The sequence below is a fragment of the Streptomyces sp. NPDC127595 genome (assembly GCF_042671685.1).
Taxonomy (GTDB): Bacteria; Actinomycetota; Actinomycetes; order Streptomycetales; family Streptomycetaceae; genus Streptomyces.
In genome coordinates this window covers 182,035-202,724 of sequence record NZ_JBHXWK010000012.1, presented here as the reverse complement: position 1 = coordinate 202,724, position 20,690 = coordinate 182,035, and the positions used below count along the sequence as shown (strand labels likewise).

At 71.1% G+C, this 20,690-nt stretch carries 21 protein-coding genes; 8 read left to right on the top strand and 13 right to left on the bottom strand.

Translation table 11 applies throughout. From position 1 onward, the window contains the following. Positions 1–155: 155 nt before the first annotated feature. From ACFVKT_RS32405 to ACFVKT_RS32380, 6 genes are all read right to left on the bottom strand, one after another. Entirely contained in the window at positions 156–968 is an 813-nt protein-coding gene (locus tag ACFVKT_RS32405) for an ABC transporter permease (protein WP_385738161.1), read from the bottom strand. Next, the gene (locus ACFVKT_RS32400; RefSeq protein WP_385738159.1) at positions 965–1,978 is read right to left on the bottom strand and encodes an ATP-binding cassette domain-containing protein; all 1,014 of its coding nucleotides are present in this window, start codon (positions 1,976–1,978) and stop codon (positions 965–967) included. The genes ACFVKT_RS32405 and ACFVKT_RS32400 overlap by 4 nt, the downstream gene beginning before the upstream one ends. 93 nt (positions 1,979–2,071) lie before the next feature. Next, positions 2,072–2,713, bottom strand: a complete 642-nt coding sequence (locus ACFVKT_RS32395; RefSeq protein WP_385738157.1) for a PadR family transcriptional regulator — start codon at positions 2,711–2,713, stop codon at positions 2,072–2,074. Positions 2,714–2,776: 63 nt separating this feature from the next. Further along, a complete protein-coding gene (locus ACFVKT_RS32390; protein WP_385738155.1) occupies positions 2,777–3,322 on the bottom strand; it encodes a DinB family protein in 546 nt (181 codons plus the stop codon). A gap of 141 nt (positions 3,323–3,463) precedes the next feature. Continuing rightward, complete coding sequence (locus tag ACFVKT_RS32385; protein ID WP_385738154.1) at positions 3,464–4,924, bottom strand: aldehyde dehydrogenase family protein; 1,461 nt, start codon at positions 4,922–4,924, stop codon at positions 3,464–3,466. A 179-nt stretch (positions 4,925–5,103) separates the two neighbouring features. Then, the gene (locus tag ACFVKT_RS32380; RefSeq protein ID WP_385738293.1) at positions 5,104–5,928 is read right to left on the bottom strand and encodes a helix-turn-helix domain-containing protein; all 825 of its coding nucleotides are present in this window, start codon (positions 5,926–5,928) and stop codon (positions 5,104–5,106) included. A 337-nt stretch (positions 5,929–6,265) separates the two neighbouring features. On the opposite strand from ACFVKT_RS32380, the gene ACFVKT_RS32375 reads away from it, so the two are divergent. Further along, on the top strand, positions 6,266–6,781 hold the full coding sequence (locus ACFVKT_RS32375; RefSeq protein WP_385738152.1) for an ATP-binding protein: 516 nt from the start codon (positions 6,266–6,268) through the stop codon (positions 6,779–6,781). A 78-nt stretch (positions 6,782–6,859) separates the two neighbouring features. On the opposite strand, the gene ACFVKT_RS32370 is transcribed toward ACFVKT_RS32375, so the two are convergent. The 5 genes from ACFVKT_RS32370 to rpmG form a co-directional block, all read right to left on the bottom strand. Next, positions 6,860–7,132 (bottom strand): DUF397 domain-containing protein, encoded by a 273-nt coding sequence (locus ACFVKT_RS32370; protein WP_385738150.1) that lies wholly within the window; start codon positions 7,130–7,132, stop codon positions 6,860–6,862. Between the two features lie 384 nt (positions 7,133–7,516). Next, a complete protein-coding gene (gene rpsR / locus ACFVKT_RS32365; RefSeq protein WP_385738148.1) occupies positions 7,517–7,750 on the bottom strand; it encodes a 30S ribosomal protein S18 in 234 nt (77 codons plus the stop codon). A 4-nt stretch (positions 7,751–7,754) separates the two neighbouring features. Next, the gene (locus ACFVKT_RS32360) at positions 7,755–9,005 is read right to left on the bottom strand and encodes a GTP-binding protein (protein ID WP_385738146.1); all 1,251 of its coding nucleotides are present in this window, start codon (positions 9,003–9,005) and stop codon (positions 7,755–7,757) included. Continuing rightward, entirely contained in the window at positions 9,005–9,268 is a 264-nt protein-coding gene (locus tag ACFVKT_RS32355) for a type B 50S ribosomal protein L31 (protein ID WP_385738144.1), read from the bottom strand. The genes ACFVKT_RS32360 and ACFVKT_RS32355 overlap by 1 nt, the downstream gene beginning before the upstream one ends. 5 nt (positions 9,269–9,273) lie before the next feature. Next, positions 9,274–9,438 carry a 50S ribosomal protein L33 gene (gene rpmG, locus ACFVKT_RS32350; RefSeq protein ID WP_385738142.1) on the bottom strand — a complete coding sequence of 55 codons (165 nt, stop codon included), beginning with the start codon at positions 9,436–9,438 and terminating at the stop codon, positions 9,274–9,276. Positions 9,439–9,500: 62 nt separating this feature from the next. Between rpmG and rpmB the strand changes: the two genes are divergently transcribed. The 3 genes from rpmB to ACFVKT_RS32335 all read left to right on the top strand — a co-directional run bounded on the left by rpmB (position 9,501) and on the right by ACFVKT_RS32335 (position 10,620). Next, the gene (gene rpmB / locus ACFVKT_RS32345; RefSeq protein WP_365429668.1) at positions 9,501–9,737 is read left to right on the top strand and encodes a 50S ribosomal protein L28; all 237 of its coding nucleotides are present in this window, start codon (positions 9,501–9,503) and stop codon (positions 9,735–9,737) included. Further along, positions 9,737–10,042: a 30S ribosomal protein S14 gene (gene rpsN, locus ACFVKT_RS32340; RefSeq protein WP_365429670.1), complete on the top strand. Its 306-nt coding sequence runs from the start codon at positions 9,737–9,739 to the stop codon at positions 10,040–10,042. Before rpmB ends, rpsN begins: the two co-directional genes overlap by 1 nt. Before the next feature lie 65 nt (positions 10,043–10,107). Next, positions 10,108–10,620 carry a hypothetical protein gene (locus ACFVKT_RS32335; RefSeq protein WP_385738140.1) on the top strand — a complete coding sequence of 171 codons (513 nt, stop codon included), beginning with the start codon at positions 10,108–10,110 and terminating at the stop codon, positions 10,618–10,620. Between the two features lie 3 nt (positions 10,621–10,623). Here ACFVKT_RS32335 and ACFVKT_RS32330 read toward each other — a convergent pair whose 3' ends face one another. Then, on the bottom strand, positions 10,624–13,179 hold the full coding sequence (locus tag ACFVKT_RS32330; protein ID WP_385738138.1) for an FUSC family protein: 2,556 nt from the start codon (positions 13,177–13,179) through the stop codon (positions 10,624–10,626). 165 nt (positions 13,180–13,344) lie between these two features. Between ACFVKT_RS32330 and ACFVKT_RS32325 the strand changes: the two genes are divergently transcribed. Next, complete coding sequence (locus ACFVKT_RS32325) at positions 13,345–13,908, top strand: DUF4232 domain-containing protein (RefSeq protein WP_385738136.1); 564 nt, start codon at positions 13,345–13,347, stop codon at positions 13,906–13,908. A gap of 159 nt (positions 13,909–14,067) precedes the next feature. Here ACFVKT_RS32325 and ACFVKT_RS32320 read toward each other — a convergent pair whose 3' ends face one another. Then, complete coding sequence (locus ACFVKT_RS32320; RefSeq protein WP_385738134.1) at positions 14,068–15,183, bottom strand: DUF2786 domain-containing protein; 1,116 nt, start codon at positions 15,181–15,183, stop codon at positions 14,068–14,070. A 385-nt stretch (positions 15,184–15,568) separates the two neighbouring features. On the opposite strand from ACFVKT_RS32320, the gene ACFVKT_RS32315 reads away from it, so the two are divergent. The 3 genes from ACFVKT_RS32315 to ACFVKT_RS32305 all read left to right on the top strand — a co-directional run bounded on the left by ACFVKT_RS32315 (position 15,569) and on the right by ACFVKT_RS32305 (position 20,670). Continuing rightward, entirely contained in the window at positions 15,569–17,773 is a 2,205-nt protein-coding gene (locus ACFVKT_RS32315; protein WP_385738132.1) for an FtsX-like permease family protein, read from the top strand. 339 nt (positions 17,774–18,112) lie between these two features. Beyond that, the gene (locus ACFVKT_RS32310) at positions 18,113–18,877 is read left to right on the top strand and encodes a Clp protease N-terminal domain-containing protein (RefSeq protein ID WP_385738130.1); all 765 of its coding nucleotides are present in this window, start codon (positions 18,113–18,115) and stop codon (positions 18,875–18,877) included. Positions 18,878–18,963: 86 nt separating this feature from the next. Continuing rightward, positions 18,964–20,670 carry a bifunctional 3'-5' exonuclease/DNA polymerase gene (locus ACFVKT_RS32305; protein ID WP_385738128.1) on the top strand — a complete coding sequence of 569 codons (1,707 nt, stop codon included), beginning with the start codon at positions 18,964–18,966 and terminating at the stop codon, positions 20,668–20,670. The last annotated feature ends 20 nt before the right edge of the window (positions 20,671–20,690 follow it).

The window sequence follows — 20,690 nt, the reverse complement described above, 5'->3', positions numbered from 1 at the left end:
GCCCCTGCCCCTGCCCTTGCCCCACTTCATGAGAATCCCCCGATCCCGCGACGCACCGTCATTTCTGGTACACCGCTCGCCGCGCTCGGGTTCCCATTTCCTCGCGACGACTTTTCGGGCGAAGGGCCGAGGGCGCCGTACGCCTGCTGACTCAGCTACCTACTCAGCGCCCCGAACCTCCGTACCGCCAGCGGAAGGAACACCGCCAGCAGGGCCAGCGGCCAGGCCACCGCCGCCCAGACGTGCCCCGGCTCTCCGCCCGGCCCGCCGAACAGGTCCCGTACCGCCGTGGCCGTCTGGGACATCGGGTTCCACTCGACCGCCGTGCCCAGCCAGCCCGGCATGGAGTCGGGGGTCGCGAACGCGTTGGACAGGAAGCCGACCGGCCAGACCAGGATCTGCACGGCCTGGACCATTTCCGGTTTCCCGGCGACCATCGCCAGGTGGATGCCGATCCACAGCATGGCGAACCGGAAGAGCAGCAGCAGTCCGACGGCGCCCAGGAACGCCGCGAACGTGCCGTGGGCGCGCCAGCCGATCGCGTACCCGACGCCGATCATCACCACCAGGGACACCGCCGACTGGAGCATGTCGGCGGCCGAACGGCCCACCAGGACCGCTCCGTTGGTCATCGGCATCGACCGGAAGCGGTCGATCACTCCCTTGTTGAGGTCCTGGGTGACGGCCAGCATCGTGCCCTCCAGGCCGAAGGCCATGGTCAGCGCGAGCATGCCGGGCACCAGGAAGTCGACGTAGTCGCCCTGGACGCCGCGGCCGCCGCCGATCAGATAGCCGAACATCAGCAGCAGCATCACGGGGAAGACCAGGCCGACGAGCACCTGGACGGGTTGCCGTGCCCAGTGGGCGAGTTCGCGGCGGGTCATGGTCCAGCAGTCGGTCAGGACGTACGCCCCCGAAGCCCGCGAGTCCCCCGAAGTCCCGGGACGGGCCGCCTCGTACGTACTCATACGGTCTCCTCCATACGGTCCGTGCGATCCGTACGGTCCATACGGCCCGTGCGGCCCGTGCGGTGCTCGTCCGCACGCTGTATGTCCCCGGTCAGGTCCAGGAACACCTCGTCCAGCGTCGGCCGTCGCAGCGCGATGTCCTCGGCCTCTATGCCGGCCTCGTCCAGGGCGCGGACGGCTCCTGCGAGTGCCGCCATGCGGTCGGTGACCGGGGCGCTGAGGAGACGGCGGTCGGTGTCGACGGAGACTCCGTCGGCGGGGAACGGCAACAGGGCCACGGCGGCGCCCAGTTGGCCGCCGTCCCGGAGGACCACGTCGATCCGGTCGCCGCCGGTGCGTGCCTTCAGCTCGTCCGCCGTGCCGTCCGCGATGACCCGGCCGTGGTCGACGACGGAGATGCGGTGGGCGAGCTGGTCGGCCTCCTCCAGGTACTGCGTGGTGAGCAGGACCGTGGTGCCGCCGCCGACCAGGGAGCGGACGGCGGCCCACACCTCCGCCCGGCCGCGCGGGTCGAGGCCGGTCGTCGGTTCGTCGAGGAAGAGCACCTCCGGCTCGGTGATGAGGGACGCGGCGAGGTCCAGGCGGCGCCGCATGCCGCCGCTGTACTGCTTGACCGCCTTGCGTCCGGTGTCCGCGAGGCCGAAGCGCTCCAGGAGCTCGTCGGCCCGCACGCGCGCGTGGCGGGCGCCCAGGTGGTGGAGCCGGCCGAACATCTCCAGGTTCTGGTGTCCGCCGAGCTCCTCGTCGAGCGCGGCGTGCTGGCCGAGCAGGCCGATGCGGTGCCGCACCCGGCCGGCCTCGCGCACCACGTCGTACCCGGCGACCTGCACCCGGCCCTCGTCGGGCCGCAGCAGAGTGGTCAGCACGCGCACCATGGTGGTCTTGCCTGCGCCGTTCGGACCGAGCAGCCCGTGCACGGTGCCGCGGCGCACCGTCAGGTCAAGGCCGTCCAGGGCCGCCTTGTCGCCGTACCTCTTCCGTACGCCCTCAGCGACGATCGCGTCGGTCATCCGATCCCCTTCGCCCAGTAGTCAAACTTGACTACGCCTCGAAAGTAATCCCCGGGCACCCATTCGTCAAACTTGATTAGCCGCGAGACCCGACTAGACGCGGTCCCCGGGGTGCGGGGTCCCCGTCGCGTACGGGTTCTCCTCGCCCTCGGCCAGGACGCCGACGAACGGCTCGCCCTCGCCCGCGAAGGCGTACGCCCCGCGCTCGATCCGTGCGATCAGTCCGCGCGTCCACTCGGCGTCGGAGTCGGCGGTGTGGACCCAGAGGTTCATGATCTCGCCGATGTGGCCGAGCTGTTCGGGGCCGTCCTCGGGCACGTAGTGCTCGGTGACGGCCCTCCGCCATTCCTCGATCCTGCGGATCCGCTCCTCCAGGAGGGCCACCGCCTCGGCCCTCGGCAGGTCGACGATGAAGCCGATGCCCGCAGACTGGGCGTCCATCTTCTGGTCGTACGACGTCAGGGACTCGCGCAGGAGCGACAGGAACTCCTCGGTTCCCTTGTCCGTGATCTCGTACTCGGTGCGCGGCGGGCCGCCTGCCGTGGACGGCGCGATCTCGTGCGCGTGCAGCAGTCCCTGCTTCGCCATCTGCTTGAGCGCGTGGTAGATCGAGCCGGGCTTGGCGTTGGACCACTCGTGCGCGCCCCAGTACTCCAGGTCGTTGCGGACCTGGTAGCCGTGGGCCCGCCCGTGCTGGCGGACGGCGCCGAGCACCAGGAGACGGATCGCTGACATGCGGTCCACATTAGGACCCGGCGCCTGCCTCCTACGACGTGCCCTGCCCCCGGGCGGACCGGCTCACCCCCAGGACGTGCCCTGCTCCTTGGCGACCAGTTGGAAGGCGGTCGCGCCGTCCAGGGACTCGCGGATGATGTCGGCGTGGCCGGCGTGCCGGGCGATCTCCTCGACGAGGTGGAGCAGGAGCCAGCGCATCGAGACGTCGCCCTTGGGGAACCAGGGTGCCTCGGGCAGCGGGAAGGTGTCGTCCAGGGAGCCGACGGAGCGGATGAACTCCTCGGTCTCGCGGGCCACGCCGTCCCAGAACGCGAGGGTTCCGGCCACCGTCTCGCCCTCGGCGAGCCGGAAGCCGTCTCCCCAGGTCTCCTCGGTACGCGCCCGCTCGTTGGGCTTCTGCTGGGCCAGCCGCAGCCAGTTCAGCTCGCACTCGGCGACGTGCTTGACGAGCCCGGACAGCGACAGCTCGCTGGCGCTGGGCGTACGCGCCGCCTGCTCGTCGCTCAGTCCGAGCACCGCGCGCCGCAGGCCGCCGCGCTGGGCCTCGACGAAGGCCAGGAGGGCCCCGCGCTCGTCTCCGGGTGCCTCTGCGGGAACGTGAGTGACCATGACCGGCCGCCTTTCATCGGGTCTTCCTGCCGGGCACCTTCTGCCTGACACCGATGAAGCTACGGGCCCTTGCGGTCAGGTTCTGTCCGCAAGGGCCCGTCGAAAAACAGAAAGCCGGAAGACTCGGAAAAGCCGGAAGGCTCAGAACGGGAAGAAGCTCCGCCCGTGCTGCACCGAGATCCACTTCATCGTGGTGAACGCGTCGACCACCGCTTCGCCGTTCAGGCGGCCGATGCCCGAGTTCTTCTCGCCGCCGAAGGCGACGATCGGCTCGTCGTGGACGGTGCCGTCGTTGACGTGGAACATGCCGGTGTCGATCTGCTTGGCGAAGGCGACTCCGCGCTCGACGTCGGCGGTGTGGACGGCGCCGCTGAGCCCGTACGGGGTGTCGTTGGCGATACGGACCGCCTCCTCCTCGCCGTCGAAGGGCACGATGATGGCGATCGGGCCGAAGATCTCCTGCTGGAAGAGGGCCGACTCGGCGGGCAGGCCGGTCAGGACGCTCGGCGAGACGAGGTTGTCGGTCGAGGTGCCGTGCACAAGCGCGGTGGCACCCTCGGCGATCGCCTGGTCGACCACGCCCGTGAGCGCGTCCGCCTGCGAGGAGTTGATGACCGGGCCGATGATCGTCGTCGGGTCGGTCGGGTCGCCGACCTTGAGCGTCTTCACCTTGGCGACGAACTTCTCGGTGAACTCGGCCTCGATCGAGCGGTCCACCAGGACGCGGTTGGCGGCCATGCAGACCTGGCCCTGATGGACGTACCGGCTGAAGACCGCCGCGTCGACCGCGTAGTCGATGTCCGCGTCCTCCAGGACCACCAGGGCGCTGTTGCCGCCGAGTTCGAGGATCGAGCGCTTGAAGTTCGCGGCGCAGACGGTGGCCACATGGCGGCCGACCTTGTCGGAGCCGGTGAAGGAGATGACCTTCGGGACCGGGTGCTCGATGAAGGCGTCGCCGATCTCGGCGATGTCGGTGATCACGACGTTCAGCAGGCCGGCGGGCAGGCCCGCGTCCTCGAAGAGCTTGGCGACCAGGGAACCGCCGGCGATCGGGGTGTTCTGGTGCGGCTTGAGGACCACGGCGTTGCCGAGGGCGAGCGCCGGGGCGACGGACTTGATCGACAGCAGGAAGGGGAAGTTGAAGGGGCTGATGACACCGACGACGCCGACGGGAACCTTGTAGACGCGGTTCTCCTTGCCGTCGACCGGCGAGGGGACGATCTTGCCCTCGGGGCGCAGCGCCCACTGGACCGACTCGCGGAGGAACTCCTTGGCGAGGTGGAGCTCGAAGCCCGCCTTGGTGTGGGTGCCGCCGATCTCGGCGATGATCAGCTCGGTGATCTCCGCCTCGCGCTCCTCGATGATCCGCAGGGCGCGCTCGAAGACGCCGCGGCGCGCGTACGGATTGGTCGCGGCCCATGCCTTCTGGGCACGCTCGGCCGCGCGGTAGGCGTCGTCGACCTGGTCGACCGTGGCTATCGTGATCGACGCCAGCTTCTCGCCGTCGTACGGGTTGAAGTCGATGATGTCCCAGGAACCGGTTCCCGGGCGCCACTCACCGTCGATGTACTGCTGGGCCAGGTCGGTGAAGTAGGACGACATGTACTCCCTCTATCCCTCAATCCCTGCGCTGCCGAAGCAGACATCTGATCAACACCTGATCGGACGTCATCGTACTTGCGTTTCAAGGGACTTGGAGAACAGCTCGGGAGATCCTGTGAAGAGTCCCAGGAATTCCCGGAAAGTCCCCACACGGTTCCCACGGGGTTCCCACAGGACCCTCAGGAGAGCTGGAGCAGTCCCCTGAGCAGGTCGCGGCTCTCCGACGGTCCCGGGCTGTCCTGCTGCAACTGCTTCAGTGCGCTTTCGTACTGCGTGACGTCCTCGCGCTTGTCCAGGTAGAGCGCGCTGGTGAGCTGCTCCAGATAGACGACGTCGGAGAGGTCGGACTCCGGGAAGCTGAGGATGGTGAAGGAGCCGCTCTCTCCCGAGTGGCCGCCGAAGCTGAACGGCATGACCTGAAGTCGTACGTTCGGACGCTCCGACACCTCGATCAGATGCTGGAGTTGCCCGCGCATCACCTCGCGGTCGCCGTACGGGCGGCGCAGTGCGGCCTCGTCGAGGACGATGTGGAACTCGGGGGAGCTCTCGGCGACGAGGTACTTCTGGCGCTCCAGGCGCAGTGCCACGCGCCGGTCGATGTCGGCGGCGCTCGCACCCTTCATGCCGCGCGTGACGACCGCGTGCGCGTACGCCTCGGTCTGGAACAGGCCGTGGACGAACTGCACTTCGTACGCACGGATCAGGTGGGCCGCGCCCTCCAGGCCGACATAGGTCGGGAACCAGCTGGGCAGGATGTCGGAGTAACTGTGCCACCAGCCCGCGACGTTGGCTTCCTTCGCGAGGGACACCAGGGACGTGCGCTCGGCCTCGTCCATGATGCCGTAGAGCGTCAGCAGGTCCTCGACGTCGCGCGTCTTGAAGCTCACCCGTCCCAACTCCATGCGGCTGATCTTCGATTCGGAGGCACGGATCGAGTAACCGGCCGCTTCACGGGTGATTCCACGCGCCTCTCGCAGGCGCCTGAGATGCGATCCCAGCAGCATGCGCCGCACCACCGAGCCGCTCGACTCACCAGCGCTCACGTTCGTCCGCCTCCCCAACCGTCTCCAGGGGCCGCAGTCTGCCACTAAAACACTTCGAGCTGTACTCGTTCGGTTACAGAAATGGAAAGGATTCAAAGGACTGCCACAGGAACAGACCACTGGACGGACAACAAGAGTGAAGAAGGTGACAGAAGAAATGAGCAAGAACCGGTAGAGGAAGGTCCAATTCGGGCGCGTGCACGTGCATCTGCCCTTGCATCTGCTCTGCGCATTCGGAACCATGGTCCTCGCGCCACCGCTGCATCGCAACGACCGCGAACACCCGGGAGTGCCTCGCATGGGGACGAATGGATCGACCATGCTCGAGCCCTTACGGCAGGGACTTCCGCCGCTCGATCCTGCGGCCGTGTCCAACGCCGCTTCCTGCGCCCTGCCCGCCCGCTACGAAGCGGTGCGCGAGGCGCGGCAGTTCACCCGCAGAACGCTCGACCAGTGGGAGATCGGCGACCGCTTCGACGATGCCTGTCTGGTGGTCTCCGAGCTCGTCACCAACGCGCTGCGGCACGCACTGCCCTCGGACACGCCCCGCCCGGAGGACCAAGGGCCGCCCGTGCGGCTGCACTTGATGCGGTGGACCGAGCGTCTGGTGTGCGCGGTGCGCGACCCCAGTCACGACAGCCCGGTCGCGGGTGACTCGGAGGACTTCTCCGCGGAGTCGGGCCGCGGCCTCTTCCTGGTCGACTCGTTCTCCGACAGCTGGGGCTGGCACCCGCTCGCGGGCACCCTCAACGGCAAGGTCGTGTGGGCGCTGTTCCGGCTGCCGTCGGCTCCGCCCGCGACACCCTGCGACTGAAGAACCGCGGCGCCTTCCGGCGCCGCGGTTCTACGCGCGTTACTCCCTGATCTACGGCGATCACACTCGGTTGCGTGATCAGGCGCCCGCGATCAGATGGTCGAACTCGCCGTCCTTGATACCCAGGAGCATGGCTTCGATCTCGGCGCGCGTGTAGACGAGCGCGGGCCCGGTGGGGAACCGCGAGTTCCGCACGGCGACGTCGCCGCCCGGCAGCCGCGCGAACTCCACGCAGGAACCCTGCGAGTTGCTGTGCCGGCTCTTCTGCCAGGCCACTCCGTTCAGCTCGGTCGCAGCCATGCCGTTGTACACGTCATCCACGAAATCCACGTCGTACACGTCGTGGTCCACAGGTCGCTCCCCGGTCGTGCAGTGGCTGATGTGGCCATTGATGCAGTGGTCAACTGACCCGGATCATAGCTCTGTTCATGTGCAGATGCATGGGCAGATGCACGTGCACGCGGGGTGGTCCTGTGGTTACAGCTTTTACCGGCCTTTTGACTACAGGCGGTTGTGCAAGCGATTACTGCTGGTCCCCAGCGCATTCCCGGAAGATCGCATCGCACACGATCTCCAGCCCCCGTGCCTGTAAGTAAGAGACGCACGAGACGGCCACTGTGTTCCAACCTCCTTGAAACCTCGACAAATAGGTAGCGGATAAAGCTGGGGGTTCCCTACGTATGACACATAGGGAACCCCCAGCCACATGTGCCCCACAGCGGGCCGGACCGCCGGTCAGCGGCTCGAGTACGGCAGCAGCGCCATCTCCCGGGCGTTCTTGATCGCGCGGGTCAGCATCCGCTGCTGCTGCGCCGTCACGCGGGTGACACGGCGGCTGCGGATCTTGCCGCGGTCGGAGATGAACCGGCGCAGCAGGTCCGTGTCCTTGTAGTCGATGTACGTGATCTTGTCGCGGTCCAGCGGATTGGGGCGGGACTTCGCGGGCTTGCGCTCGGGCTTACGGGCCATGGGGTCAGACCTCCAGGAGGGTGTCGAAGGCGGGCGGGAGCCGCTTCCAGGCGGCGCGCCCGGCGGCGTACTCGGCATCGGTCAACAGGCAGGACTCCAGGAGCAGTTCGAGGCCGTCGCGGTCCAGACCGGGGGACGTGAAGACCAGGTGCTGGCAGCAGTCGCCGTGCTCCGGGTGCCAGTCGAGGGCTGCGGCGGCGCGGCGCACCGGCGGGACCATGTCCCATGCCGCGTCCGGCAGCGAGGCGAGCCACGGACCCGCGCTCTCCACGCAGAGCGCGCCCCCGGCCGCGTCCCAGTGCAGCAGCGTGTCGGGCCGGTCGGCGAGCCAGAACCGCCCCCTGCTGCGCGCGGCCGCGCAGCACAGATCCTCCAGCGCCTCATACAGCCGCTCCGGGTGGAACGGACGCCGACGGTGCCATACGAGGGTGGCGACCCCGCACTCGTCGGCCTCGGCCGGGAGCCGTGCGGAGGCGGGGTGCTGGGCGGCGGCGGCCGCCTCTACGTCGAAACCGGCGAGGGCGGCTTCGGCGAGGGGGGAGCGGGGAGCCGGCGTCATCTTCGACAGGGGCATCGGCATCGCCTTCGACGGAGGCATCGGCATCGGCCGGGCGAAGTCGCCCTCTCCGAGGGGCACTTGCCGGGCCGGCGGATGCTCCCCGATCGGCACCTGTCGCGCCGTCGGATGCAACTGCGCCAGCAGCGCGCGGTCCTCTTCGTCGGCCTCCTCGGAGGGGGCGATGGCGAGGACGGGCGCGTACTCCAACTGGCGGGCGAAGGTGTCGGCGACCGTGCGCTGGTCGGAGGCGGCCGCGGCGAGGCCGCCGTCGGCGAGGTCGTCGCCGTTGCCGAGGTAGGGCAGCAGGAGGGCCGGGTCGACAGCGGTGATCACGCCGGTCAGCGTGAGACCGCCGGCCGCCACGACCTCGGCCATGGCCTTCGGCTCGACCGAGTCCCACAGCTCCACGATCGCGAGCGGCGTGAGCCCCGCGTCAGAGAGTCGCTCCAGCTCCGGCACCAGGTCCTCGCGCAGGGCGCAGCACGCGCAGTCGTTGACGAGGGGTGCCTCGCCGACGGACAGCACGCCGGTGGCGTCCCGGATCGTACGGACGACCGTGCCCGCCGCGGCCGTCGCCAGGTCGTGGTGGAGCGCCACGCTCCCCGGCACGTCCGCCAGCAGCCGCTCGACGGCAGCCCTGCGGGCATCGGCGTGCAGTCCGCCGACGATCGCGACGGACAGCCCCCCGCCCGCCATCAGCGGCCCCCGCGCTTGCCGAACCGTCGCTCGAAGCGCTCCACGCGGCCCGCGGTGTCCAGCACACGCGCGTTGCCTGTGTAGAAGGGGTGGCTCACGTCCGAGATCTCGACGTCGAAGACCGGGTAGGTGTTGCCGTCCTCCCACTCGATCGTCTTCCCGCCCGCCGTGGCGGCGAGCGTGGAGCGGGTGAGGAAGGTGTGGTTGGCGGCGCGGTCGCGGAAGACGACGAGGCCGTAGGACGGGTGGATTCCCTCGCGCATGACGGTCAGCGCTCCTCTCGGAAGTCGACGTGCCGGCGGACGACCGGGTCGAACTTGCGCAGGACCATGCGGTCCGGGTCGTTCCGGCGGTTCTTGCGGGTGACGTACGTGTAGCCGGTCCCGGCCGTCGAACGGAGTTTGACGATCGGACGGAGTTCGTTGCGTGCCATGCTGATATCTTACTGAACATGAATCCCATTACCAACCAGCAATCTGGAGAGGTGCGTCACCCTTGTCCGCCCACTGCATGCTGACCGGCGCCCAGCCGGGCTTCGGCAATCAGATCTCTCACTCACACCGGCGCACCGCACGCCGGTTCGACCCCAACATCCAGCGCAAGCGCTACTGGCTGCCGAGCGAGGGCCGCCATGTACGGCTGCGGCTGAGCGCACGCGGGATCAAGACGGTCGACACGATCGGCGTCGAGGCGGCCGTGGCGAGGATCCGCGCCCGAGGGGTGAAGGTCTGATGGCGAAGAAGAGCAAGATCGCGAAGAACGACGAGCGCCGGCAGATCGTCGCGCGGTACGCCGCCCGGCGGGCCGAGCTGAAGGAGGTCATCCGACGGCCGTCGTCGAGCGAGGCCGAACGGCTCGCCGCCCAGGAGGAGTTGCGCAGGCAGCCGCGCGACGCCAGCGCCACCCGCGTACGCAACCGGGACAGCGTGGACGGGCGCCCCCGCGGCTATCTCCGTACCTTCGGCCTGTCCCGGGTGAATCTGCGGGAGCAGGCGCACGCGGGATTTCTTCCCGGGGTGCGAAAGTCCTCCTGGTAACTTGCTGCGGTCGTTCCGGCGACCCCGGCATCTTCTCCACCCTTTTCTCCACCTTGGGGGCTTCAGTGACTTCGGCGACCTTCCCGCGGCGGCGGGCGCGTATCGCGGCGGCCGCCGCGGTCACGGGCCTGACGGCCGCGCTCGTGCTGACCGGTTGCGGCAGCGGCGACGGCTCCACGGACGACTCCGCGAGCCCCAGCGAGTCCGGGAGCGGATCGGCCTCGGCCGACACGGGAGGTGGCTCCGGCGCCGCCACTCCCTCCGGCGGCAAGCTGGAGGGCAGTTGGCTGGCCACGACGGACGGCAAGGCCGTGGCGCTCGTCATCACCGGCACGCAGGCGGGGCTCTTCGAGACCGGCGGCACGGTGTGCAGCGGCAGCGCGGGCGAGGATTCGGGCATGCAGATGATCCGTCTCACCTGCACGAACGGCGACAAGGACCGCGCGGTCGGGATGGTCGACTCGGTCAGTGGTACGACCTTGAAGGTCACCTGGGAGGGCGACCTCGGGGCGGAGTCGTATACGAAGTCCGAGGGTGGACAGCTGCCTTCGGGGTTGCCCACGGCGAGCTTGGGCTGACCTCTAGGTGGTTTCTGGACGGGCCGCGGAATCCTTCGGGTTCCGCGGCCCGTCCGCGTTCGTGGACCCGTCGACGGTCATGGGAGGTTCGGCGGTGTCGAGGGCCTCGGAGAGTTCGGTGAGGGAGTTCAGGAGAAGACCGGCGCTCCGCCGGACCGCCGCCCCGGGCCCGCCCTCCGGGACGCCCGCGCTGTCCCAGGCCTCCAGTGCCTCGCGTACGGCGTCCCAGCGCGGGACACGGCCCTCGCGTACGGCCTCCGCGCCCTGTTCCGTCGCCGCCCGCAGCGCCTCGGCGAAACGGGCTGCGGCCGGGACGGGGGCCGCCCCCCGGTCCGGGAGGTGTGCCTCCAACAGCATCGCAACGCGGCCCATCTGCTCGAGGGCGTCCTCCGCATCGTCGGCCGCGGTCCGGGACAGGCCCCGGTGCCGCACCGGCTCGTCCTGGGCACGGGCCAGGGCCGCGTACCAGGCCGCACGGGCGGCACGGGCGGCCAGGAGGGCCTCGCGGACGTCGGGGGGTTCGGTGGGGGTGGAGGTGGGGGTGGGGGTGGGGGTGGGGGTGGGGGTGGAGGTGGGGGTGGGAGTGGAGGTGGGGGTGGCGCTGTGGGTGGGGGCGGCGATGGGGGCGGCCGGGGTGCCGGCGGCGGGCTCGGCGGTGGGGGCGGCCGGGTCGGCTGGGGAGGCAGCCGGATTGGCGGTGGGGGCGGCCGGGTCGGCGGGGGAGGCAGCCGGATTGGCGGTGGGGGCGGCCGGGTCGGCGGGGGAGGCAGCCGGATTGGCGGTGGGGGCGGCCGGGTCGGCTGGGGAGGCAGCCGGATTGGCGGTGGGGGCGGCCGGGTCGGCTGGGGAGGCAGCCGGATTGGCGGTGGGGGCGGCCGTGTAGGCGCTGATCACCGTGGCGGCGTAGCGGCCCTGGGCGGAGAGCCAGTCGGCGAGGCGGGTGCGTAGTCGGGGGGTTTCCCAGGCTGGGTAGACGGCGTACGCGGTCATCGCGAGGACGCCGCCCAGCAGGGTCAGCAGTACGCGTTCGGGGACCGTCTGTGCCCAGCCCTCGCCGCCCATGCCGAGGAGGAAGACGACGTACGCGGCGATGCAGGCCTGTGTGGCGATCTGGCCGGTGCTCACCAGCAGGTACATGAGCGCCGCGCTGGCGACGGCGAGGGCGGCCGAGAGGTACGTCCCCGGGTGCGCCGCCTGTACGACGCCCGTGGCCAGGGCCACGCCGACCAGGGTGCCGCCGAAGCGGGCGACCGCGCGGCTGTACGTCAGGGAGAAGTCCGGGCGCATGACCATGACCGAGGTCAGCGGGGCCCAGTAGCCGTGGCCCAGCGGGAGCCAGCTGCCGAGGAGGTAGCCGGTGGCGGCGACCGCGCTCACGCGGGTCGCGTGGCGGGCGATCGGGGAACCCCGGTGGAGTTCTCGTCGCATGGAGGCGAGGGCCACAGGGACCAGTTGAGGGAGGGTGGGGCGCAGGCGCGGCCCGGGCACCGTGCCGCCGTCGGATTTCTGGGTACCCCCCGCCGTCTCCACCACGTCCTCCAGGAGAGTCTTCAGGCGTCTCGCCGCGCGGTACGGCGGACCCGTGAGGATCGACCCCGTGTCGGGGGTCCGGAAGGTGGCGACCGCGGCCGGCGGCACGGACACCGGCGTTCCGTGGCGGACGGCGTGGGCGGTGGCGTCCAGGGTGGTGGCCGCGGCGGCGAGGAGTTCACGGACACGGTCGATCTCGCGGCCCTCGGACGGCAGGCCCGCGGCCGGATCGGCGAGGGAGGCGAGGACGGGGCGGACGATCTCGCGGCCCTCGGACGGCAGGCCCGCGGCCGGATCGGCGAGGGAGGCGAGGACGGGGCGGATGCGTTCGGCGAGGCCGCGGGTGCCGTGGAGTTCGGCGGGGCGGGTGCGGGCCTGGCGCGGGGTGACGGCCGCCGCGTCGCGGGCCGCCATGAGCGGGAGCGGGTCGAAGGGCGCCACCGGGTCCTGGCGCAGACGGCGTGCGTAGTCGGCCTCGGCGGCAAGGGCGTCGGCCAGCGCGTCACGGTGGGCACCCCAGCGTCGTACCGGAAAAAGCACGACGAGCACCGCCTGCACAAGGCCGCCCACGATCATCATCGCCGCGTGGCCCGCCGCCTGCGCGACCGAGGTCGGCAGGGTGACCGTGATCAGCATGATCGCGACGTTCGAGGAGGCGATCAGGCCGATGGTCGGGCCCGCCGCCCAGCTCATCCCCGCCAGGAAGGTCCACGCCACCAGCAGCGTCAGGAACAGGAACAGGTGGGAGACGGTGAGGTAGCCGAGGAACGTGGAGACGGCGAGGCTCGCGCCGGAGGCCAGGGCAAGTTCGGGGCGCGGGCGCCAGCTGCGCTGGAACGTCGCGATCGCCGCCTGGAACGCCCCGAACGCCGAGCTCGCCGCCGCCACCGGCCCGAACGCCCACATGCTCACCGCGATCACCAGCGCGAGGCCGGCGGCGCCGCGCAGCGCGACCAGGGGTTCGAGACGCTTCCGCTCGACCACCAGGCCCGAGCGCGTGGTCTTCCTCAGCGCCCGGAGCCAGCTCATCCCGTCAGCGTACGGAGATTTCCGGGCGTTCGCGGTCCGGGAGGGGTGGCTGACAGGAGAGAGGAGGGGCTGAGAGGAGATGAGCCGAGTGGGGTGGTGGAGCGGGAGTACCGCGATGTGCGTGATGATCCTCGGAGCACCGTCACGATCTCAGGGGAACCAAACATGCGCGCCATACCGATCGCCGTCACCGCCCTCGTCGCGGCCCTCACTCTGACCGCCTGCGGTGACGGCGGCGACGGCGACAGCGGAGGTGACGGCGGTACGAAGGCCACCGCCTCCTCCGCCGCCGATGCCTCCACCTCCTGCAAGGTCGGCCAGGTCGGCATGGAGGTCGAACCCGCCAGTGCCGCCCCGGCCGCGGGCGACACCGGCATCGTCCCCGTCACGATCACCAACACCGGGACCCAGTGCACGCTGGAGGGCTTTCCCGGCATCGGCCTCGCGGCCGGTGAAGTCTCCGCGACCGTGGCCGGTGACGAGGCCGCGCAGCCGGAGAAGCTGACCCTGGCGAAGGGCGACACCGCGACGTTCACCATCACCTACGTACGCGGCGAGGCGGCCGACGCCAACGGTCTCGACGCCAAGACGGTGAAGATCAGCCTCCCCGGCGACGCCGCCACCCAGGACTTCCCGTGGTCGTACGGCCCGGTCGCCGGCAAGGCGGGAAAGAGCGGGGCGGACGACCCGGACGCCTCCGTGAGCCCGTTCCAGCACGCGGGCGACTGAGCGACGGGGGCTGGGTCGGCAGGCCCTCGGGGGAATCGGACGCCGCCCCCTGGCTTCCGCGAACTCGGGGGACTGGACCAACAGGCCCTACGGGATCTGACCGGATCGGGCCCAGCCCCCTGACCTGCGGCTGAGCTCAGCGGGCCTGGCCAACAAGCCCTACGGGATCGGGCGCCGCCCCCTCACCTGCGCCCGGTCCGCCGCCGCGGCCCCTTCCTGCCAGCCGGCCGCGTCGGTCACCCCGCGCAGCCGGGTGGTCACCGTCTCGGGGAACATCCGCTCCATGTGGTCCGTGACGGCCACGTCGCGAGCCACCAGAACTGGCAGCAACTCGCCCTCCGCGGAAGCCACTTGGCTCTCCGCGGCGGACGCGAGCCGGTCGCCGATCCGGTGCGCGTACGCGGCCAGGAACGACTGCCGGAAGGTCTTCGTACGCTTCCGTCCCCCCGCCCGCTGCGCCGCCTCCGCCTTCGTCATCGCGGCCGTGGCCTGCACCAGCAGTGAGGTGTAGAGGAGTTCGACCGCCTCCAGATCGGGTTCGAAGCCGACGACGGTCGAGAAGCCGAGGGCGTCGTTCCAGACGGCGCGGCAGCGGTTCGCCCCGGCGACCGCGTCCAGGAGCACCGCCTTGGCCGTCTCGTACGGCGGCTCGACCCCGATCCGGCAGGCTCCGGGCGCGTCCTTGGCATGCGTACGGGCCGCCAGCAGCGCCTCGTCGATACTGTGCCGCGCCATCAACTCCTGCGCCTTGGCGCTCAACGCCTCGGCCTCCTCCGGGAATCCGGTCGCCTCCGCCTTCGCCAGCAGGGCGCGGATACGGGTGAGCATGCGGGAGTCCTGCGGGGCGGCGGTGGTCCCCTCCGGTACGTCGTCCAGCGGCTCGATGGTGGGGAGGCGGAGGAGCAGTCGGTACAGCTCCAGGGCTGCCGTGGCGTAGGAGAAGCGGTCGGTGCGGGGCGGCCGTGCGTCCAGGTCTTCGAGCTGGGCAGCCCAACGGGGCCCGCGGGGCTCGTGGTTCTCGCTCACGATCAGCGCGGACACCAGATGTACGTGTACGTCCTCCAGCTCGCGGCGCACGAACCGTACGAGATCGGCGGGCTGCCAGCCGCGCCGCCACGCCCCCGCGACGAACTCCTCGCCACGCCAGGCGAGTTCGGCATCGCAGGCGGGGTCGGCGGCGAGCATCGAGGCGCCGGTGTCGAGGGCCGCGTCGGAGTCGGCATAGAGGGCGGCCTCGAAGGCGCGCTCCACGGTGGTGGACGTACTGCTGCTCATCCCTCGATCGTGCCACGGGCGGGGCCGCGCCTTCCCTCGAAGGCCCTGGTGGTCGTACCGGCCCACCCCCTCGGAGGGCCCTGGCGGTCGTACCGGCCCTACGTCCGGAGACCCGCCGCTGGTCGTCGTACCGGCCCACCCCCCTCGGAGGGCCCTCGCGGTCGTACCAGCCCTACGTCCGGAGACCCGCCGGTGGTCGTCGTACCGGCCCACCCCCCCTCGGAGGGCCCTGGTGGTCGTACCGGCCCTACGTCCGGAGACCCGCCGGTGGTCGTCGTACCGGCCCTTCCCTCCCAGAGACCCCCTGATGGTCGTACTGGCCCTACCCCCGGGAGACCCCCTGGTGGTCGTGTCCTGGCGGCCTCCGGACGGTTCGCTGGAGGGCATGGACACCACCACAGCCGTACGTATCCGATCTCCGCGCCGCGAAGTGCTGACCTTGGTCATGTCCTCCCTGCGGGTTCGCTGGGCCTCCTTTCTCGGCTCCTTCGTCGCCGTCGCGCTCGGGGCCGCCGTGATGACGGCGATGGGGCTGGGGCTCGCCGCCTCCCTCGACGCGCCCGCCCGGGCACCGGAGCGGTTCGCGTCCTCGCCGGTGGTGGTGATGGGCCAGGACATGCTGACGGTGGAGGTGAAACGCGGGCCGGGCACCGCCCTCGTGTCGAAGAAGCTCGCGCATCCACACCCTGTGGACAGTGAACTGATCGGCGAGCTGGGGGAATTGGGGCAGGTGCGGCTGGACGGGGCGGCGCGGGACGGCGTCGGTGTCGATGCTCCCGCCGCGGCCGTACGAGAGCTGGTCGGGGACCGGGCCCGTGTCCTGACCGGCGACGACCGCCACCAGGCCGACCCCTCCGCCGCGCGTGACGCCGAGGCGCTGGTTGGGGTCAACTCCCTGCTGGGCACCGCGGCCGGGGTCGCGGCGTTCGTGTCGGTCTTCGTGACGGCGTCGACGTTCGCGTTCGTGGTGGCCCTGCGGAGAAGGGAGTTCGGACTGCTGCGGCTGATCGGGGCGCTGCCCGGGCAGGTGCGGCGGCTCCTGCTCGGCGAGGCGCTCGCGGTGGGGCTGACGGCCTCGGCGGTGGGCTGCCTACTCGGGTCCTGGGCGGCGCCCCGGCTCGTGCGGGCGCTGGTGGACGGCGGGGTGGCGCCCTCGTGGTTCACACTGCGGGGGTCGGAGAGTTGGCCGTATCAAGTCGCCTGCGGAGTAGGCGTGTTGGTCGCGGTCACCGGAGCGTGGTCGGCCTCGCGGCAGGCCTCCCGTGTCGGCCCCCTCGAAGCGTTGCGCGAGGCGTCCGTGGACACAGGCGTGATGCCGCGGTCCCGACGGGTGATCGGTTTCACGCTCCTCACAGCCGGACTCGGGCTGCTGGCCTGGACGTTGGGGACGGACCCGGCCGCGCTGCTGAAGCGGAAGACGTACGTGACGCAGCCGATGATCCTGATCACGGCGGTGGCCGCGCTGGCACCGGTCCTGGTGCGTCCGGTCGTACGCCTGGTGCGGCTTGACCGGCTCCCCGGGGCCGTCGGGGCCGTAGGTCTGCTGATCCGCGCGAACGCCTCCGCCTCCGTGCGGCGAACTTCCGCCGTGGCGGCCCCCGTTCTGGTGACGGTCGCGCTGGCCGGCTCGCTGCTGGGGTCGGCGGCGACGGTGACGGAAGCGAAGGCGGCGGAGGCGCGGGAGCAGACGCGGGGCCAACTCATCGTGACCGGGGAGGGGTTGGAGGTGGCGCGGGTGGCGGGGGCGACCGTCTCCGGGACCGCCTCCACCGCCGTCTTCGTACGGGAGGAAGGAACCGCTCTCATACGGTCCGACGCGCGGGCGGTGAGCGATGTGGCGGCGTTCGCGTCGCTGACCCGGCTCCCGTTGGTGGCGGGCGACGTACGCGATCTCGACGACCGCTCGATCATCGTGAGCGAGGAGTGGGAGCGGCACAAGGTCGGTTCCTGGGTCCGGGTCTGGCTCGGGGACGGAACTCCTGCCCGGCTGCGTGTGGCCGCGGTGCTGGCGCGCGGGACGGGTAAGAACGGGGTGTACGTGACCTCGGCGAACGCGCCGGGCGCCACGGTCGACCGGCTCGATGTGCGCGTGGCGCGCGGCGCGGACCCGGCGGCGGTCGCGGCAGCACTGGGGCCGACGGGCGGGACTGTGCGGTCCACCTCGGCATGGCTCGCCGCCACCCATCCGCGCACCGGCCCGCAGACCCGGCTGGGGCTCCTGGTCGTCCTCGGCATCACCCTCGCCTACGCCGCTCTCTCACTCGCCGGAACCCTGCTGATGGCCACCTCCGCCCGGCGCGCCGAACTGCGGTCACTGCGGCTCGCAGGAGCCACCCGCGGACAGGTGCTGCACGTGGTCTCCGGCGAGGCCGCGCTGGGCATCGGCGTGGGGACCCTCCTCGGCGCCGCGGTCGCCGGCGTGAACCTCGCGGGGCTGGCCGCGGCACTGGGCCGGTTGTCGGCACCGGTGGGGATGGAGGTGCCGTGGGCAGAGCTCGCCGGGTGCGTGGGGGTGTGTTTGGTGGTGGGGGTGGGGGCGGCCCTTTTCGGCGTGGGGCGGGGAGGGTCTTTCAGCCCACCGGGTGTTTGAGGACGAGGCGGTCCCCGAGGCGGTCCCGTCCCGATCCCCCACCCACCCACGAGGGCGAGATTCAGCCCGCCCGGCGCTTGACGACGAAGCAGTCCCGTCCCGACCCCCTCACCCGCCCACGGAGGCGGCACCCTTCAGCCCCCGGCCGGGGAGGGTCTTTCAGCCCGTCCGGCGTTTGAGGAGGAGGCCGTTCAGGCCGATGGGGGGTCTGGGGGCGGCAGCCCCCAGGAAGCAAGGGACGGGTAGGGGCGGAGGGGGCGAAAACCCTCCCCTCACCGACTCCCACAGGGGTGTCAACCCAGGGTTGACACCCCCCGGCTGCCAACCTACGGTTGACACATGACGACGAATCAACCCGCCACGACACCCACATCCACATCCACATCCACATCCATCCGTCTCGACGACCTCATCGACGCCATCAAAAAGGTCCACACAGACGCCCTGGACCAACTCCAGGACGCGGTGATCGCCGCGGACCACCTGGGCGACGTCGCCGACCACCTGATCGGCCACTTCGTGGACCAGGCCCGCCGCTCCGGCGCGTCCTGGACGGACATCGGCAAGAGCATGGGCGTCACCCGCCAGGCCGCCCAGAAACGCTTCGTCCCGAAGGCCGAGGCAGACCTCGACCCCAGCCAGGGCTTCAGCCGCTACACCCCCCGCGCCCGGAACGTGGTCATCGCCTCGCAGAACGAGACGAAGTCCGCTGGCAACGCCGAGATCCTCCCCGCACACCTCATCCTCGGCCTCCTCGTCGAACCCGAAGGGCTCGGCGCGAAGGCGATCACCGCACAGGGCGTGACCCTGGACGCCGTACGCGAGGCGGCGACGGCGACGCTCCCGCCGGCCGGCGCCGACGTGCCGGCACTCATCCCGTTCGCCCCTCCGGCCAAGAAGGCCCTCGAACTCACCTTCCGCGAGGCGCTCCGCCTCGGCCACAACTACATCGGCACCGAACACATCCTGCTGGCCCTCCTGGAGTTCGAGAACGGCGAGGGAATCCTCAGCGGAGCCGGCGTGGACAAGGCCGCGGCCGAGGCCCACATCAGCCATGTGATCGGGGAGATCGTGAAGGCGCAGAAGGGGTCCACCTCCGACTGATCGGACCCGCAGTCGCCGCCGGAGTCGGCCCCCGGAGCGTCGCCGGGTGCGTCCCGTTGTCAGACCCTCCTGCGAGACTCGGATTCATGACCGACCGGTGGGCTCTCGCACCGGCCGAGGACGGCGGCGCGGAGGTCGCCCCCCTCGGCCCGGACGGGCTGCCCGCGGGCCCGGTGCGCAGGGAGCCGGATCTCGTCGACGCCGTGCGCACACGGCCGGACGTGACCCGGTGGGTCTGGCGGTCCACGGCCGACGTATATCCGCGACTGCTCGCCACGGGGGTGCGAGTGGAGCGGTGCTACGACATCGAGGCCGCCGAGACACTGCTCCTCGGCCACGAGGGACGGCTCGGGGAACCCAGGTCGGCAGCCGCCGCGCTCGCGAGACTGCGCGGCGGCCCCGTACCGCCGGACCCGCCCCAGCGCTCCGCCGAACCGGGCTCGCAGTCGTCCCTCTTCGAACCGCGCCCGGTCCACGTACCCCTGGCGGACCTCCTGGAGGTGTACGCGGACCAGCGCCGCCGACACGAAGCGACCGCGCTCCCCGAGCGGATGCACCTGCTGACGACGGCCGAGTCGGCGGGGATGCTGGTGGCCGCCGAGATGAACGAGTCGGGACTGCCGTGGAGCGCGGACGTCCACCGGGAGGTGCTGCACGAACTGCTCGGCGAGCGGTATGCGGGCGGGGGCGAGCCCCGGCGCCTGGCCGAGCTCGCGGAAGAGGTCTCGGCCGCCTTCGGGAGACGGGTCAGACCCGACCTGCCCGCCGACGTCATAAAGGCCTTCGCGCAGGCCGGGATCAAGGTCAGGTCCACCCGGCGCTGGGAGATCGAGTCCATCGACCATCCGGCCGTGAAGCCACTGATCGAGTACAAGAAGCTGTACCGGATCTGGGTGGCGCACGGCTGGTCCTGGCTCCAGGACTGGGTGCGGGACGGACGGTTCAGACCGGAGTACCTGCCGGGCGGGACGGTCACCGGCCGCTGGGTGACCAATGGCGGCGGGGCCCTGCAGATCCCCAAGGTGATCCGCCGCGCCGTGGTCGCCGACCCCGGCTGGCGGCTCGTCGTGGCCGACGCCGACCAGATGGAGCCCCGGGTGCTCGCGGCGATCTCCCGCGATCCGGGGCTGATGGAGGTCGCGGGCCGCGAGAGCGACCTCTACCAATCGGTGTCGGACCGGGCGTTCTCCGGTGACCGGGCACAAGCGAAGCTCGCGGTGCTGGGCGCCGTGTATGGGCAGACGTCCGGTGACGGGCTGAAGAACCTCGCCCTGCTGCGCCGCCGTTTCCCCAAGGCAGTCGCCTACGTGGACGACGCGGCCCGCGCGGGCGAGGAGGGACGGCTCGTCCGGACCTGGCTCGGGCGGACATGCCCTCCGGCGGTCGGCGCCTCCGACGCCGCGGACGCCGCATCGGAGGAGGCCGGCATCCCGCAGGACGACCCCGCCGAGACCACCGGCGACCAGGCGTCCGCCTGGGGCCCCGGCTACGCATCCTCCAACTCCCGTGCCCGCGGCCGCTTCGCCCGCAACTTCGTCGTCCAGGGCAGCGCCGCCGAATGGACCCTGCTGGTGCTCGCCGCCCTCCGGCGCACCTGCGCCGGCCTCACCGCCGAGCTGGTCTTCTTCCAGCACGACGAGGTGATCGTGCACTGCCCCGCCGAGGAGGCGGAGACCGTGGTGACCGCGATCCGCGCGGCGGCCGACCTCGCGGGCCGCCTCACGTTCGGCGAGACACCGGTCCGTTTTCCGTTCACGACGGCGGTGGTGGAGTGTTACGCGGACGCGAAGTGAGACGGGCAGACGTCGCTCAG